13 protein-coding genes and 1 tRNA gene are annotated in these 14,866 nt (G+C 70.9%); 9 read left to right on the top strand and 5 right to left on the bottom strand.

Annotated features, from left to right (window positions below; genetic code table 11):
* Positions 1–113 precede the first annotated feature (113 nt).
* The 6 genes from ABT009_RS25910 (at position 114) to ABT009_RS25885 (ending at position 6,140) form a co-directional block, all read left to right on the top strand.
* A complete protein-coding gene (locus ABT009_RS25910) occupies positions 114–590 on the top strand; it encodes an FtsB family cell division protein (protein WP_351299491.1) in 477 nt (158 codons plus the stop codon).
* Between the two features lie 74 nt (positions 591–664).
* Entirely contained in the window at positions 665–1,186 is a 522-nt protein-coding gene (locus ABT009_RS25905) for a DUF501 domain-containing protein (RefSeq protein WP_351299488.1), read from the top strand.
* Between the two features lie 130 nt (positions 1,187–1,316).
* The gene (locus ABT009_RS25900) at positions 1,317–2,255 is read left to right on the top strand and encodes a Ppx/GppA phosphatase family protein (RefSeq protein ID WP_351299485.1); all 939 of its coding nucleotides are present in this window, start codon (positions 1,317–1,319) and stop codon (positions 2,253–2,255) included.
* Between the two features lie 397 nt (positions 2,256–2,652).
* The gene (locus ABT009_RS25895; protein WP_351299482.1) at positions 2,653–4,047 is read left to right on the top strand and encodes an NAD(P)/FAD-dependent oxidoreductase; all 1,395 of its coding nucleotides are present in this window, start codon (positions 2,653–2,655) and stop codon (positions 4,045–4,047) included.
* A gap of 327 nt (positions 4,048–4,374) precedes the next feature.
* Entirely contained in the window at positions 4,375–5,670 is a 1,296-nt protein-coding gene (locus ABT009_RS25890) for a class I SAM-dependent methyltransferase (protein WP_351299479.1), read from the top strand.
* 386 nt (positions 5,671–6,056) lie between these two features.
* Positions 6,057–6,140 (top strand) — tRNA-Leu (locus ABT009_RS25885).
* Positions 6,141–6,222: 82 nt separating this feature from the next.
* On the opposite strand, the gene ABT009_RS25880 is transcribed toward ABT009_RS25885, so the two are convergent.
* Entirely contained in the window at positions 6,223–7,866 is a 1,644-nt protein-coding gene (locus ABT009_RS25880) for an IclR family transcriptional regulator domain-containing protein (protein WP_351299476.1), read from the bottom strand.
* A 185-nt stretch (positions 7,867–8,051) separates the two neighbouring features.
* Between ABT009_RS25880 and ABT009_RS25875 the strand changes: the two genes are divergently transcribed.
* Complete coding sequence (locus tag ABT009_RS25875; protein WP_351299473.1) at positions 8,052–9,227, top strand: 4-hydroxybenzoate 3-monooxygenase; 1,176 nt, start codon at positions 8,052–8,054, stop codon at positions 9,225–9,227.
* A 264-nt stretch (positions 9,228–9,491) separates the two neighbouring features.
* Positions 9,492–10,415, top strand: coding sequence for a Bax inhibitor-1/YccA family protein (locus ABT009_RS25870; RefSeq protein WP_351299471.1), 924 nt, complete (start codon positions 9,492–9,494; stop codon positions 10,413–10,415).
* Positions 10,416–10,538: 123 nt separating this feature from the next.
* On the opposite strand, the gene ABT009_RS25865 is transcribed toward ABT009_RS25870, so the two are convergent.
* Positions 10,539–10,769, bottom strand: a complete 231-nt coding sequence (locus tag ABT009_RS25865) for a DUF4287 domain-containing protein (protein WP_351299468.1) — start codon at positions 10,767–10,769, stop codon at positions 10,539–10,541.
* Between the two features lie 101 nt (positions 10,770–10,870).
* Between ABT009_RS25865 and ABT009_RS25860 the strand changes: the two genes are divergently transcribed.
* Entirely contained in the window at positions 10,871–11,182 is a 312-nt protein-coding gene (locus ABT009_RS25860; RefSeq protein WP_351299464.1) for a hypothetical protein, read from the top strand.
* Between the two features lie 34 nt (positions 11,183–11,216).
* On the opposite strand, the gene ABT009_RS25855 is transcribed toward ABT009_RS25860, so the two are convergent.
* From ABT009_RS25855 to ABT009_RS25845, 3 genes are all read right to left on the bottom strand, one after another.
* Complete coding sequence (locus ABT009_RS25855; RefSeq protein ID WP_351299850.1) at positions 11,217–11,990, bottom strand: hypothetical protein; 774 nt, start codon at positions 11,988–11,990, stop codon at positions 11,217–11,219.
* A gap of 292 nt (positions 11,991–12,282) precedes the next feature.
* Positions 12,283–13,503: an acetyl-CoA C-acetyltransferase gene (locus ABT009_RS25850; protein ID WP_351299461.1), complete on the bottom strand. Its 1,221-nt coding sequence runs from the start codon at positions 13,501–13,503 to the stop codon at positions 12,283–12,285.
* Between the two features lie 220 nt (positions 13,504–13,723).
* The gene (locus ABT009_RS25845) at positions 13,724–14,782 is read right to left on the bottom strand and encodes an SGNH/GDSL hydrolase family protein (RefSeq protein WP_351299458.1); all 1,059 of its coding nucleotides are present in this window, start codon (positions 14,780–14,782) and stop codon (positions 13,724–13,726) included.
* Positions 14,783–14,866 lie beyond the last annotated feature (84 nt).

Genomic DNA, 14,866 nt, shown 5'->3' with positions numbered 1-14,866 from the left:
GTCTCTGGGGGCCCAGTCCTCCCAAGGCCGGTCTAGCCAGTCGTACGTACGTCCCCGTACCCGGTCCCGTACCGTGTGCGGGGACGTACGCACGTGACGGGGAGGCGGGACACATGGCCGTGAAGGACCGGGACCGGTTCTCCACCACGACCCGGCTGCGCCTGCTCGGCGAGCAGACCGCCGCCCGTGTCTACCGCTCCCAGACCCGGCGCCAGGCCCGCCGCTCCCGCCTCACCGGCCGTGCCGCGCTGCTCGCGCTGGTGTTCTGCTCGCTGATCGTCGCGCTCGCGTATCCGATAAGGCAGTACGTCGCGCAGCGCGCCGAGATAGAGGATCTGGAGCGGCAGCGGCAGCAGGCCCGCGAGCGGGTCGAGCAGTTGCGCGACCTCAAGGCACGCTGGAAGGACGACGCGTACGCGGAGCAGCGCATCCGGGAACGGCTGCATTATGTGATGCCGGGCGAGACCGGCTACATCGTGATCGACCCGCAGACGGCGAAGCAGACGCGTACGGACGAGGGGGCGGCCGACCGCCCCTGGTACGCCAACGTCTGGGACGGCGTCGACAAGGCCGACCGCTCCGACGACTGACCGACACCCAGCGGCCAACCCGTACGACCCCTGTACAACCTCGCACCTGACTACTGAAAGACGCAGCTCACGGCATGGAAACGCCCCCGCCGCCCACCCCGCGCACCGAGCCGACCGACGCGGACGTCGAGGCCTTCAAGCAGCAGCTCGGCCGGCCGCCGCGCGGGCTGCGCGCCATCGCGCACCGCTGCCCGTGCGGACAGCCGGACGTCGTCGAGACGGCGCCGCGGCTGCCGGACGGTACGCCGTTCCCGACGCTGTACTACCTGACGTGTCCGCGGGCCGCGTCCGCGATCGGCACGCTGGAGGCCGACGGCGTCATGAAGGAGATGACGGAGCGGCTGGCCACCGATCCCGAGCTGGCGGCCGCGTACCGGGCGGCGCACGAGGACTACATCCGGCGGCGGGACGAGATCGAGGAGCTCACCGGGTTTCCGAGCGCGGGCGGGATGCCGGACCGGGTGAAGTGTCTGCACGTGTTGGTGGCGCACTCGCTGGCCGCCGGCCCGGGCGTGAACCCGCTCGGCGACGAGGCCCTTGCGATGCTTCCCGAGTGGTGGCGCAAGGGAGCGTGCGTGGTGCCTGCCGAAGGGTGATCGCCCCCGCCGCCCCTACCCATGCCGTCCCTGGGGGCTGCGCCCCCAGACCCCCGCTTCGGCCGGGACGGCCTCGTCCTCAATCGCCGGACGGGCTTACTCGGCCCATGACCGCAGAAGGAATCCGCCCATGACCCGTGTCGCCGCCATCGACTGCGGTACCAACTCCATCCGGCTGCTCGTCGCCGACGTGCGTTCCGACGGTGAGCTCGTCGAGCTCGACCGGCGGATGAAGATCGTGCGGCTGGGGCAGGGGGTCGACCGGACCGGGCGGCTGGCGCCCGAGGCGCTGGAGCGGACCTTCGCCGCGTGCCGCGAGTACGCGGAGGCGATCCGGGCGCACGGTGCGCAGAAGATCCGGTTCGTGGCCACCTCCGCGTCCCGCGACGCCGAGAACCGTGACGACTTCGTCCGGGGCGTCTTCGACATCCTCGGGGTCGAGCCGGAGGTCATCACCGGCGACCAGGAGGCCGAGTTCTCCTTCACCGGCGCCACCAAGGAACTGGTCGGCCGGGACCACTTCGAGAAGCCCTTCCTGGTCGTCGACATCGGCGGCGGCTCGACCGAGTTCGTCGTCGGCGAGGAGCACGTGCGCGCCGCCCGCTCCGTCGACATCGGTTGCGTACGGATGACCGAGCGCCATCTCGTACACGACGGAGTGGTCACCGACCCGCCGACGCAGGGTCAGGTCGACGCCATCCGCGCCGACATCGAGGCCGCGCTCGATCTCGCCGAGCAGACGGTGCCGCTCAAGGAGGCGCGCACGCTGGTCGGGCTCGCAGGGTCGGTCACCACCGTCGCCGCCATCGCGCTGGGCCTCGAGGAGTACGACTCCGCGGCGATCCACCACTCGCGGATCTCGTACGAGCAGGTCGCCGCCATCACCCGGCGGCTGCTCTCCTCCACGCACGACGAGCGCGCGGCCATCCCCGTGATGCACCCGGGCCGCGTTGACGTCATCGGCGCGGGCGCCCTCGTACTGCTCTCGATCATGGAGCGGGTCGGCGTCGGCGAGGTCGTCGTCAGTGAGCACGACATCCTCGACGGGATCGCTCTGTCGATCGCTTGAGCACGCCCGATACCGTCTGAGCGCGCCCGAGAGGGCCGGAAAACCCCCTCGGCGACTCCCTGTCGGAAAACTTCGTGAAGTTCTTCACAAGGAAATCCGCCCGGTAGGGCATGGATTCCTGCCGACGGGCCCGCCGCCAAGGGTCGTCGGGCCCCGGAAGGTCCGTATCGGCCCCTTCCGGGTTCGACGGAAGTCCCGTGCGCAGGAGCGGTGGTTCAACCCCTGCGGGACGCTGAGGAGCAGCTCACGAGGGCTTGACAACGGTTGGTGAGGCGCAGTGGTTCCCCCGGGCGCCATGACCTCCGTCACGAGGGCCGGGCAGTGTAGCAGAGCCCCCACCCAAGCTTGTGAAGGGGCGCACGAGCGACCCCCTCTGTACGGGTGGATACTCGATGGCATGAGCACCACGGAGCGTCCCAGGATCCTCGTAGTCGGGGGCGGGTACGTAGGCCTGTACGCAGCTCGCCGCATCCTCAAGAAGATGCGCTACGGCGAGGCGACCGTCACGGTCGTCGACCCCCGCTCGTACATGACGTACCAGCCCTTCCTCCCCGAAGCCGCCGCCGGCAGCATCTCGCCTCGGCACGTCGTCGTCCCGCTGCGACGCGTGCTGCCCAAGGCTGAGGTCCTCACCGGCCGGGTCACCACCATCGACCAGGACCGCAAGGTCGCCACGATCGCCCCGCTGGTCGGCGAGGCGTACGAGCTGCCTTTCGACTACCTCGTCATCGCGCTCGGCGCGATCTCCCGTACCTTCCCGATCCCCGGCCTCGCCGAGCAGGGCATCGGCATGAAGGGCATCGAGGAGGCCATCGGCCTGCGCAACCACGTCCTCGAGCAGCTCGACAAGGCCGACTCCACCACGGACGAGGAGGTCCGCCGCAAGGCGTTGACCTTCGTCTTCGTCGGCGGCGGCTTCGCCGGTGCGGAGACCGTCGGTGAGGTCGAGGACATGGCCCGCGACGCGGCGAAGTACTACAGCAGCGTGTCCCGTGAGGACATGCGCTTCGTCCTCGTCGACGCCGCGGACAAGATCCTCCCCGAGGTCGGTCCCAAGCTCGGCCAGTACGGCAAGGAGCACCTGGAGAGCCGCGGGGTCGAGGTCTACCTCTCCACCTCCATGGACTCCTGCGTGGACGGCCACGTGGTGCTGAAGAACGGCCTCGAGGTCGACTCCAACACCATCGTGTGGACCGCCGGTGTGAAGCCGAACCCGGCGCTGGCCCGCTTCGGCCTGCCGCTCGGCCCCCGCGGCCACGTCGACACCAGCGAGACCCTCCAGGTCCAGGGCTCCGACTACATCTGGGCCGCGGGCGACAACGCCCAGGTGCCGGACGTCATCGGCCGCAAGGCCGGCAACCCCAACGCCTGGTGCCCGCCGAACGCCCAGCACGCGCTGCGTCAGGCGAGGGTCCTCGGCGACAACGTCATCGCGGGTATGCGCGGCTTCCCGCAGAAGACGTACAGCCACGGCAACAAGGGCGCCGTCGCGGGTCTCGGCCTGCACAAGGGCGTCGCGATGATCGTCATGGGCAAGATGAAGATCAAGCTCAAGGGACGTCTCGCCTGGTACATGCACCGCGGCTACCACGGCATGGCGATGCCGACCTGGAACCGCAAGATCCGGGTCTTCGCCGACTGGACGCTCGGCATGTTCCTCAAGCGCGAGGTCGTCTCCCTCGGCGCCATGGAGACCCCGCGCGAGGAGTTCTACGAGGCCGCGAAGCCGACCCCCGCGCCGGCGTCGGCAAAGTCCGCCGCCAAGCCGGAGGAGAAGGCCAAGGCCTCCTGACCCCGAGGGTCATCGCCTCCTGACCTGAGGGCCAGGCCTCCTGGCCCCAGTCACCTGCTCAGCCCGAAGGGGCCGCCCGCCATCCGTGGTGCGGGCGGCCCCTTCGGCATGTCCGGCAGTCGCCGGCCTGCCTCCGAACAGACCCCGGACGGCTGCCGGATGGGCTTCCGCGGCCCGGCTCCGACCCCGTGCACGTGAGCCATACGTGTGGGCAGCAAGCATTTTGCGTGGACGTAACGCCTCAGTGGGACTGCGCGCGGGCCTCGTTGGTGTTTACGTGGTGTTGGACCGTTCCGCGATCGTCCGTTCGTCACGGAGGTGTGCGCCATGCAGGATGCCGCACTGCGGCTGAAGACTTTTGCCGAGCAGTTGCTGGGTACTCCACTCCCGGTGCGTGTCCGCGCCTGGGACGGGTCGGAAGCGGGTCCGCCGGGCGCACCCGTGCTCGTCGTACACAACCGCCGCGCCCTGCGGCGGCTGCTGTGGAAGCCCGGCGAACTGGGGCTGGCCCGCGGCTGGGTGGCCGGCGACCTCGATGTGGACGGCGACCTCTACGAGGCCCTGGGCCTGATGGCCGGGCTCATCTGGGAGCGCGACGACGACGCCAGGGGCACGTGGGACACGCTGCGCGACCCGGAGGCGCGCGCCGCCGTCCGCGGCCTCTTCAAGCTGGCCGGCCCCTTCATGCCGCCGCCCCCGCCGCGCGAGGAGATGCGCCAGCACGGGCGCCTGCACCTGCACACCAGGCGCAGCGACAAACGGGCCGTCAGCCACCACTACGACGTGGGCAACGACTTCTACGAGCTGGTGCTCGGCCCGTCGATGGTCTACTCGTGCGCGTACTGGGAGACCCCGGACGGCACACTCGAGGACGCGCAGCGCGACAAGCTCGAACTCGTCGCCAGGAAGCTGGGTTTGAGGCCCGGGCAGCGGCTCCTCGACGTCGGCTGCGGCTGGGGCTCCATGGCGATCCACGCGGCCCGCGAGTACGGCGTCAGCGTCGTCGGCATCACGCTCTCCGGCGAGCAGGCCGCGTACGCGCGCAAGCGGATCGCGGAGGAGGGACTCACGGACCGGATCGAGATCCGCGTCCAGGACTACCGCGACGTCGTCGACGGCCCGTTCGACGCGATCTCCTCGATCGGCATGGCCGAGCACGTCGGATCCGCGCGCTATCTGGAGTACGCGAAGAGCCTGTACGCCCTCCTCAAGCCCGGCGGGCGGCTGCTGAACCACCAGATCGCGCGCCGCCCGCAAGACGACGAATCGTCGTACGCGGTGGACGAGTTCATCGACGCCTACGTCTTCCCCGACGGGGAGCTCCAGCCGGCCGGCACCACCGTGGGGCTCCTGGAGCAGGCCGGCTTCGAGGTGCGCGACCTCGAGTCGATCCGCGAGCACTATGCCCTGACGCTGCGCCGCTGGGTGGCCAACCTGGAAGCGAACTGGCCGGCCGCCGTGAAGCTGACGAGTTTCGGTCGGGCCCGTGTCTGGCGTCTCTACATGGCGGCCTCGGCGCTGTCCTTCGAGCGCAACCGCATCGGCGTCAACCAGATCCTGGCGGTCAGGTCGCCGGAGTCCGGCACGTCGGGGATGCCGCTGCGGGCCCGCACCTGGGGCTGACGCCCGAACCGGCACACGCACGACGGCAGAAGGGCCCGGACGGACGCACCGTTCGGGCCCTTCTGCCGCCGTGCGGCCTCCACACGGAACGGCGCAACTCGGTGTCATACGTTGGGATGACATCGACTTCCGGGAGAGCCGGGCACCCGAATCCGCGGTACGGCGCGGCCGCAGGCCCGCCTGACAGATGACGGGACGGTGAAATTCCGTCATTCCATGCCGCAGGGCCGGGGAAGCCTACGGGCTCTTGGCAAGTGCGGATTACGCGGCGCGTGGCCTGATGCACCCTCAGACGTCAATAAAATAAGACAACATCGGTCTGTCGTTCCGCTGTTCGGGGGATGTCTGCCGGATAGGCTCTGACCCTCGATGCGGAGCCACGACCTGCCCGGATGGTGGAATGCAGACACGGCGAGCTTAAACCTCGCTGCCCCTTCGCGGGCGTGCCGGTTCAAGTCCGGCTCCGGGCACTCCCACGCTCAGGCAACCGGCTTGAGCAAACGGCCGCCTTGCGCGCGCGCAATGAACCCGCCGGGCCCCCAGCGCCGTCGGCTACGGCACACGCACGGTGTTGAAGCGCCCCGCCGTGTGCAGGTCGGCCTCGATCGCTGCGGCCGTCTCGCGAAGGGCGGGCAGCAGGGCGTCGCGGGTCTCCTCGAGAGGCGCCTCACCGGAGTGCTGCGCCACGTTGAGGGCGGCGATCACACGGCCTTCCGCGTCCCTCACGGGTACGGCGACCGAGCGCAGGCCCTCCTCCAGTTCCTCGTCGATGGCCGCGTAGCCCTGCTCGGCCGTGGTCCGCACGATGTCGGCGAGAGCCGGGACCGCGGCGACCGTGCGGCGGGTGAGGGGCTGTGGCGTTGCTTCCGTCAGCGCGCGGGTGCGTTCGGCCTCCGGCAGCCCGGCCAGCAGCACCCGGCCCATGGCGGTCGCAAACGCCGGGAAGCGCGTCCCCGGTGCGATGTGCACGCTCATGATGCGGACGGTCGGTACGCGGGCCACGTACAGGATGTCGGTGCCGTCCAGCACCGTCACGGATGCGGACTCGTGGACACGGCCGACGAGGTCGCGCAGGTGCGGCTCGGCGAGTTCGGCGAAGGAGAGCGCGGAGAGGCGGGCGTAGCCGAGCTCCAGGATGCGGGGCAGGGGGCGGAAGAGGCGGCCGTCGTGGGCCGCGTACCCCTCCTGCTCCAGGGTGATCAGGCAGCGGCGGGCCGTGGCCCGCGGCAGCCCCGTCGCCGCGGCGAGTGCCGTGAGCGGCAGCCCCTCGCCCCGCGCTGCCCCCAGCGCGCACACCACGGCCAGCCCACGCGCGAGCGACTGCAGGAAACCGGCCCCGAGCTCGGCCTTGGCGTGGCGCGCGGCGTCGGCGGGCGTCGCCTCCCATGCCGGTGGCGAAGGCGGCGGCGCCGTGTGCGCGCGTTCGAGCGCGGCGGCCAGCCGCTCCGCCTCGTCCCGCAGCCGTGGCAGTACGGCCTTTGCGAGGCCCTCCGCCGTGTGCCTGCTCGTATGGCTGACCGCGCTCAGCACGCACCGGACGGCACCGTCGGGCCCGAGTACCGGCACGGACACGGCCACAAGCCCCGGCTCGATCAGCTGGTCGTCCAGCGCCCAGCCTTCCGTGCCCGCCCGCCGGGCCCGGTCGGCGAACTCCGTCTCCGGGGTGTGGCGCGGTGGCACCGCCGTGAACGTGTGGGCCTCCGGGTCGGCGGCCCGGCGGGTGCGCCACTGCGCCCACTGCCGCTCGTCCCAGCCCGCGGCGAACAGCGCGCCCGGCGCGCACCGCTCGGCGGGCAGCAGGTCGCCGATGCGGAAGGCCACGGACATGGTGCGGCGCCGGGTCGTCTGGGCGACGAACCGGGCGCCGTCCCCGTCGGGCACGGCGAGCGAGACCGACTCGTCGAGCTCGTCCGCGAGGCGTGCCGTGCGGACGGCGACCTCGGGGCTCAGGCCGGCCGCCGCCAGGTACGCGTTGCCCAGCTCCATCAGCCCCGGCGTCAGACGCAGCTCCTGGCCCTGCTGGCGCACGTGACCGAGCCGGATCAGCGTCGCCACGACCCGGTCCACGGTGGAGCGGGCCAGGCCCGTGGCGCGCACGAGGTCGCCCGCGCGCACCTGGTCCCCGTACGGGGCCGACGCCAGGGCGCGCAGCACGGCGAGGCCGCGCTCCAGCGGGCGTACGGACTCATCGGCCATCAGGGCCCTCCTTGCGTGCTGCGTGCCCGTAGCGAGAGGCCCGGCGCCGATGCGGATTACGGCACGACCCGTTGACACCGGCCCGAAGCCGGAAGACACTCCCGCTAGGCAAGATTATGAACTTAAGTTCACCACACGAACAAGTCACGAACAAGACAGCGAACAGAGGGACAAGGGGTTTTTGCATGCGCACCACCGTCGGCATCATCGGAGCCGGTCCCGCAGGTCTCCTCCTCGCCCGCCTGCTCCACAACGCGGGCATCGACTCCGTCGTCCTGGAGAGCCGCGACCGGGACTACGTCGAGCACCGCCAGCGCGCCGGAATCCTGGAGCAGGGCACCGTCGACGTGCTGCGCGAGGCCGGGGCCGGGGAGCGCATGGACCGCGAGGGACTGCCGCACGACGGGATCGAGCTGCGCTTCGACCGCCGCCGCCACCGCGTCGACTTCCCGGCGCTGACCGGCGGCAGGTCGGTGATGGTCTACGCGCAGACCGAGGTGTGCAAGGACCTCATCGCACTGCAGCTCAAGGAGGGCGGCCCGCTGCTGTTCGAGGCCGAGGCGCTGGCCGTGGAGGGCGCGGACACCGACAGCCCGCGGGTCCGCTTCCGGCACGAGGGCCGCGAGGACGTCCTCGAGTGCGACTACGTCGTCGGCTGCGACGGCTTCTGGGGCGTCGCCCGCAAGGCCGTCCCCGCGGAACTCTCCCAGGTCTTCGAACGGACGTACCCCTTCGGCTGGCTCGGCATCCTCGCCGACGTACCGCCCTCGCACGACGAGCTCGTCTACGCCCGCCACGACCGCGGCTTCGCCCTGCTGAGCATGCGCTCCCCGTCCGTCTCCCGGCTCTACCTCCAGGTGCCGGAGGGCACGGACGCGCAGGAGTGGAGCGACGAGGCCATCTGGGACGAGCTGGAGCGGCGCTTCGAGACGGACGACGACTGGCGGCTGGAGCGCGGGCCGATCACGCAGAAGTCCGTGACGCCCATGCGCAGCTTCGTCCACGAGCCCATGCGGCACGGCCGGCTCTTCCTCGCCGGGGACGCCGCGCACATCGTGCCGCCCACCGGCGCGAAGGGCCTCAACCTCGCCGTCGGCGACGTCGTCACCTTCGCCCGCGCCCTCATCGAGTACCGGGCGGCGGGCGACGCGACCCGGCTCGACTCCTACTCCGAGACGTGCCTGCGCCGCGTCTGGCAGGCCGAGCGCTTCTCGTACGCGATGACGACCATGCTGCACCGCGCCCCCGACGCCACCCCCTTCGACGACCGCATCCAGCTCGCCCAGCTGGACCGGATCGCCACCGCCCGCTCGGCCGAGACCGATCTCGCGGAGGGGTACACCGGCTTCCCCCTCGACTGACCGGCCGGCCGGACCACCGACCGGCTGGCCGGCCGGACCACGTAAGCCCGGGCCGGCCACAGAAGAATCGTTCGGCCGGCCGGCGCAACCGAACCGCCCTCGGCGGCGTGGTAGCGACCGAAGGAACATCGGGGGAATGCCTGATCAAACACCGGTGTTCCAGGTCACAAGCGGGGAAAGATCCTCCCCAAGCACTAGAGGCAATTCTTTGCCCGGCCATTACTCTTGGGGCAAGGCCGCGCAGGGCGGCCATGGAGGAGTGAAATGAGGAGCAGCAACCCGGTCTTCTCGCGACGGGGGTTCAGCCGCGACAACGGCTACGCGGGCTTCAACGCGCAGCAGCCGCAGGCCGGGGGACCCGCTGTCGGGACGCAGGACAACCCCTACGCCCAGGGCAACCCCTACGCGGGCGGTAACCCGTACGCGCAGGCGCCCGCCAACGCTTACGCCCAGAACCCGTACGCGGCCCAGCAGGGCGTGCAGTACGGCGCCCCGCCGCAGGCCCCGGTCACCACCGGCCGCATGACGATGGACGACGTCATCATGCGTTCGGCCATGACCCTCGGCACGGTCGCCGTCTTCGCCGTCCTGGCGTGGGCGGTGCTGCCGGTGTCGTCCACGAGCTACGGCCTCGCCATCGGCTCCGCACTCGTGGCGTTCGTGCTGGCCATCATCCAGTCCTTCAAGCGCAAGGCGTCGCCCGCGCTGATCCTCTCCTACGCCGCCTTCGAGGGTGTCTTCCTCGGGGTCTTCAGCGAGATGTTCAACACCCGCTGGGACGGCGCGCCCTTCCAGGCCGTGCTGGGCACCATGGCGGTCTCCGGCGCCACCCTTCTGATCTACAAGGCGGGCTGGATCCGCGTCACCGCCCGGTACGCGCGCATCGGCATGGCGATCGCCATCGCCTTCATCCTGGTCATGGCGGTGAACCTGCTGCTGGTCGCCTTCGGTGTCGCCGAGGACGGCGGGCTGCGCAGCATGGGCCCGCTCGGTGCGATCGTCGGCATCATCGCGATCGTGCTCGGCGCCTTCTTCCTCACCCTCGACTTCAAGCAGATCGAGGACGGCATCGCCTACGGCGCTCCCCGCGAGGAGTCCTGGCTGGCCGCGTTCGGCCTGACCATGACGCTCGTGTGGATCTACGTCGAGATGCTGCGGCTGGTCGCCATCTTCAGCGGCGACGACTAAAGGCCGCGGACGGCTGCGACGACAGCGGCCGTCACCGACACAGCAACGGCGAGGGGCCCGCGAACCAGGTGGTTCGCGGGCCCCTCGCCGTTGCGGGTAGTGACGCCTTCCGGCGGAGCGCGCTCAGAGCAGTTTGCGCGCGGCCCGCCTCAGGTCGTGCTCGTGAATGATTGCCTTGGCGTGCCCGTACGCGAGATTGTGCTCGGCGCGGAGCCAGCTGACCTTCTCCTCGAACCGGAAGAGAGCGGGGCCTTCGTCGACAGCCCGAAGCCAGTCGGAGACTTCGCGGCCGGTGCAGTGAGGGATGCGAGCGAGCAGATTGCGGTGGGTCTCCTCGGAGAAGACTTGGGACATCGGCGCCTCCGGACGCACTCGATGTGTTCCGTCCTTCACGCCACCGTGCCTGAGCGTTCGCCCGTTGGCAACAGCCCGGGTCAGGCGCATAGGGTCGCGGCGTGCTAGATACGACTCCATTGACGTCCGCCGTGGACCATTTCGCCGACCGTCTGAGGGCCGCTCCGCAGAGCCGCTTGCAGCGTGGCGCGGCGGCCGAGGCACTGGCTCTGGCCAGGGAGCTCTCCCTGCGGGCCCAGCATCTGGAGGACCCTGAGGCGGAGCCGCGCGAGATGCCGGACGCGGGGATGTTCGCGGCCGCGGACCAGATCACGGTCGCTGCCCGCGACCTTGCGCTCGTACTGCAGGACGAGAATCAGCTCGCCGAGGCGTTGGCAGTGGTGGCGGAGGCCCAGAAGCGCGCCGGGGTGTAGCGATGCACCCCGGCCACGACTGCCGGCCACGGTGCTAGAGGCTGGCGATGACCCGGTCCGCCAGCACGTACACGTTCTCGTCACCGCACGCGAAGGTCAACGCATAGGCCCCGGAGATGGCGGACCCGCCCAGCAGCACGGGCGCGTCGCCCTCCCGCAGCGCGGCGGCCAGCCGCTCGGCCGTGTCGCGGTGGCCCGGGGTCATGCACAGCGTCGTACCGTCCGCGAACACGTACACATCAAGCGTGCCCAGCGGCCCGGGCCGCACATCGGCCAGCGCCGTGCCGGACTCGGCGAGCTTCTCGAGACGGGTCACGGTGCGCTCGTGGTCGTCGGCGCCCCGGGTCTGGGCGGGGACGAAGTCCGGGTGCGAGGGGTGGCGGCGCCGGGCCGCGGCCAGCTCGGGGGACTCCCCGGAGAACTCGTCGGCCTCCGAGACGGGCTCGACCACCGGCTCCAGGCCCGCGAAGTCGGACGGGCGGGGCAGATACACGTCGTCCATCGGCAGTCCGAGCAGCGACGGGGCGTCCGTGGCGTCGCGCGCCTCCTGGGCGGCCCAGAACGCGCGGGCCTCGGCCAGCTCGCGCTCGCGCTCGTCGGCGAGGGCGGCGGCGACGGCAAGGCGTATCGCGTCGGAGTCGGACGTCGTACGGGCGGCGGGTACCACGGCGCGGGTGAATGCCGTGCGTCCCTCGGCCAGCTCCGCACGCAGCGCCGCGATCTGCTTGCGCACCCCGTGCAGGGAGCGCAGGGCGGCGGCGCCCACGACCGTGGCGGCGGTCGTGGTGAGCAGCAGGGCTAGAGGCATGGCACTCACGACGTACTCCTGAATTCAGACAGAGACCCCCGACTTCCTATCTCAGCTTGGGGCCTGTACCGGTCGGCTGTCAGTGCATTACGTCACGAAGTGGACAGTTCTTTGGTCCCGGGGTTTACCCCCGATGTTGGGCTGACCTGCAGATATGACTCTCCCCCAGGAGATAAGTCACATCCTGGGGGAGATTGGATCACGAATCGGCCCGGGAGGGGCCCACCCGCTCGCGGCCGCGGCGGTGCTCAGCCGAGGCGCTCTGCCGGCTCAGCTGAGGCGTCGGGCGGGGTCAGCTGAGGCGCTCGATGACCATGGCCATGCCCTGGCCGCCGCCGACGCACATGGTCTCCAGGCCGAACTGCTTGTCGTGGAACTGGAGGCTGTTGATCAGGGTGCCGGTGATGCGGGCACCCGTCATGCCGAAGGGGTGGCCGACCGCGATGGCGCCGCCGTTGACGTTCAGCTTGTCGAGGTCGATGCCGAGGTCGCGGTAGGACGGGATGACCTGGGCGGCGAAGGCCTCGTTGATCTCGACCAGGTCGATGTCGTCGATGGTCAGCCCGGCGCGGGACAGGGCCTGCTGCGACGCCTCCACCGGGCCGTAGCCCATGATCTCCGGGGACAGGCCGGAGACGCCGGTGGACACGATGCGGGCGAGCGGGGTCAGACCCAGCTCGCGTGCCTTGGTGTCGCTCATGATGACGAGGGCGGCGGCGCCGTCGTTGAGCGGGCAGCAGTTGGCGGCGGTGACGCGGCCGTCGGGACGGAAGACGGGCTTCAGGCCCTGGACGCCCTCCAGCGTGACGCCGGCGCGCGGACCGTCGTCCTTGCTCACCACAGTCCCGTCCGGGAGCGTCACCGGGGTGATCTCGCGCTCCCAGAAGCCCTTGGCGATGGCCTGCTCGGCGAGGTTCTGCGAGCGCACGCCGAACTCGTCCATCTCCTCGCGCGTGACGCCCTTGATGCGGGCGAGGTTCTCGGCGGTCTGGCCCATCGCGATGTACGGGTCGGGCACGAGGCCGTCCTCGCGCGGGTCGTGCCAGTCGGCGCCCTCGGTCTCGGCGACGGCGGCGGTACGGGCCTCGGCCTCCGCGAAGAGCGGGTTGCGCGTGTCCGGGAGGCTGTCGGAGTTGCCCTTGGTGAAGCGGGAGACCATCTCGACACCGGCCGAGATGAAGACGTCGCCCTCGCCCGCCTTGATGGCATGCAGCGCCATGCGGGACGTCTGCAGGGACGAGGAACAGTAACGGGTGATCGTGCAGCCCGGCAGGTGGTCCATGCCCATCTGTACGGCGACGATGCGGCCGAGGTTGTTGCCCTGCTCGCCGCCCGGCAGACCGCAGCCGAGCATCAGGTCGTCGATGTCCTTCGGGTCCAGCTCGGGGACCTTGGCCAGGGCGGCCTGGATGATCGTGGCGGTCAGGTCGTCCGGCCGCAGATCTTTGAGCGAGCCCTTGAAGGCGCGGCCGATCGGCGAACGGGCGGCTGAGACGATCACGGCTTCGGGCATCACGGCTCCAGGTGTCCGGTGAGGGAATCGGGCAGGACTCACTGGGAAGTTACCCGTACGTATCGCGATGGTCATGCGGTACGCACTGTGATGAGGACCGCATTTCTAAGCGCTCGCTCAGTGCCAGGGTAGTTCTTCGACGACCGGAATGACGAGCAGGAGGAACCAAGGGCCTTCGCCTTGGCTGACGCGGCGAAGACCCGCGAGCGCCCTTTCAGGTCTATGTCGCCCGGTTCGGGGCCGGGTCCGCGGACTGGGCCTGCTGGGCCTGGTCCGGTGCCGGGGTCGGGTCCGTTGCCGGGAGGCGGCGCCTGCGGCGGCGTTTGAGAAGGGCCCAGGGGCCGCGGGGTCCCGAGGGAACCGCGGCCGTGACCTCCGTACCGCCCTCCGACGCGGCCTCCACGGCAGCGCGGGCCACCGGCAGGAAGCCCTCGCGGCGGGACGCGTCCGGGCGCTCCTCCTCGGCCGGCCACAGACCCAGCGCGGCGCAGACGGTGGGCAGGACGGCCATGGCCGCGGTGGCGTACCCCTCGGCCGAAGGGTGGTAGTTGTCGGGGCCGAACAGCTCCCGGGGATTCGCCTCGAACTCGGGGCCGAGCAGATCGCCCAACGACACCGTCCGGCCGCCCTGCTCGACCGCGCCGATCGTCTGCGCGGCGGCCAGCTGGCGCGAGGCACGGCGGGCCAGCCAGCGCAGCGGCTGCTGGACCGGCTCGATCGTGCCCAGATCGGGACAGGTCCCGACGACGACCTCGGCGCCCGCGGTACGCAGCCGGCGTACCGCCGCGGAGAGGTAGCGCACGGACTGCGTGGGCGCCACCCGGTGCGTCACGTCGTTCGCACCAATCATGATCACGCAGACGTCGGGGAACCGGTCCGCGTCCATGAGCGCCCGTGTCACCTGTCGGTCCAGGTCGTCGGACCTGGCCCCGGGCAGCGCCACGTTCCGCAGGTCGACGGGCCGCTCGGCGACGGCCGCGAGCCCCGAGGCGATCAGCGCTCCGGGGGTCTGCCGGGCCCGGTGCACGCCCTGCCCGGCCGCCGTCGAGTCCCCCAGCATGGTCAGCCGAAGAGGGCCGTCGAGGCCCGGGTATTGAAGCCCGTACAGCCCGTCCGCGCGAGGCGGCGGCTCATCCGAGCCGCCGTTCCCGACGTGACGTTTCGCCATCTGCACCTCGGTCAGTAACACCCCGACCGCAGCGACGCCCAGCAATCCGATCCCGCCACCGCCGTACGCCGCTCCCGCGGCGATCCGCCGTGCCACCCTCGCCCTCGACATACGCCGGTGCCACCTCCTCGTAGCCGTACAACCACACCTTGCCCCGTGGAGTGGGCCGCCCAATCTCAACGGCGCGTGAACGGC

The organism is Streptomyces sp. NPDC002896 (assembly GCF_040295225.1).
In the GTDB taxonomy this organism is placed as follows: Bacteria; Actinomycetota; Actinomycetes; order Streptomycetales; family Streptomycetaceae; genus Streptomyces.
The sequence above is the reverse complement of the archived record's forward strand: the minus strand, read 5'-3'. Positions and strand labels throughout refer to the sequence as shown.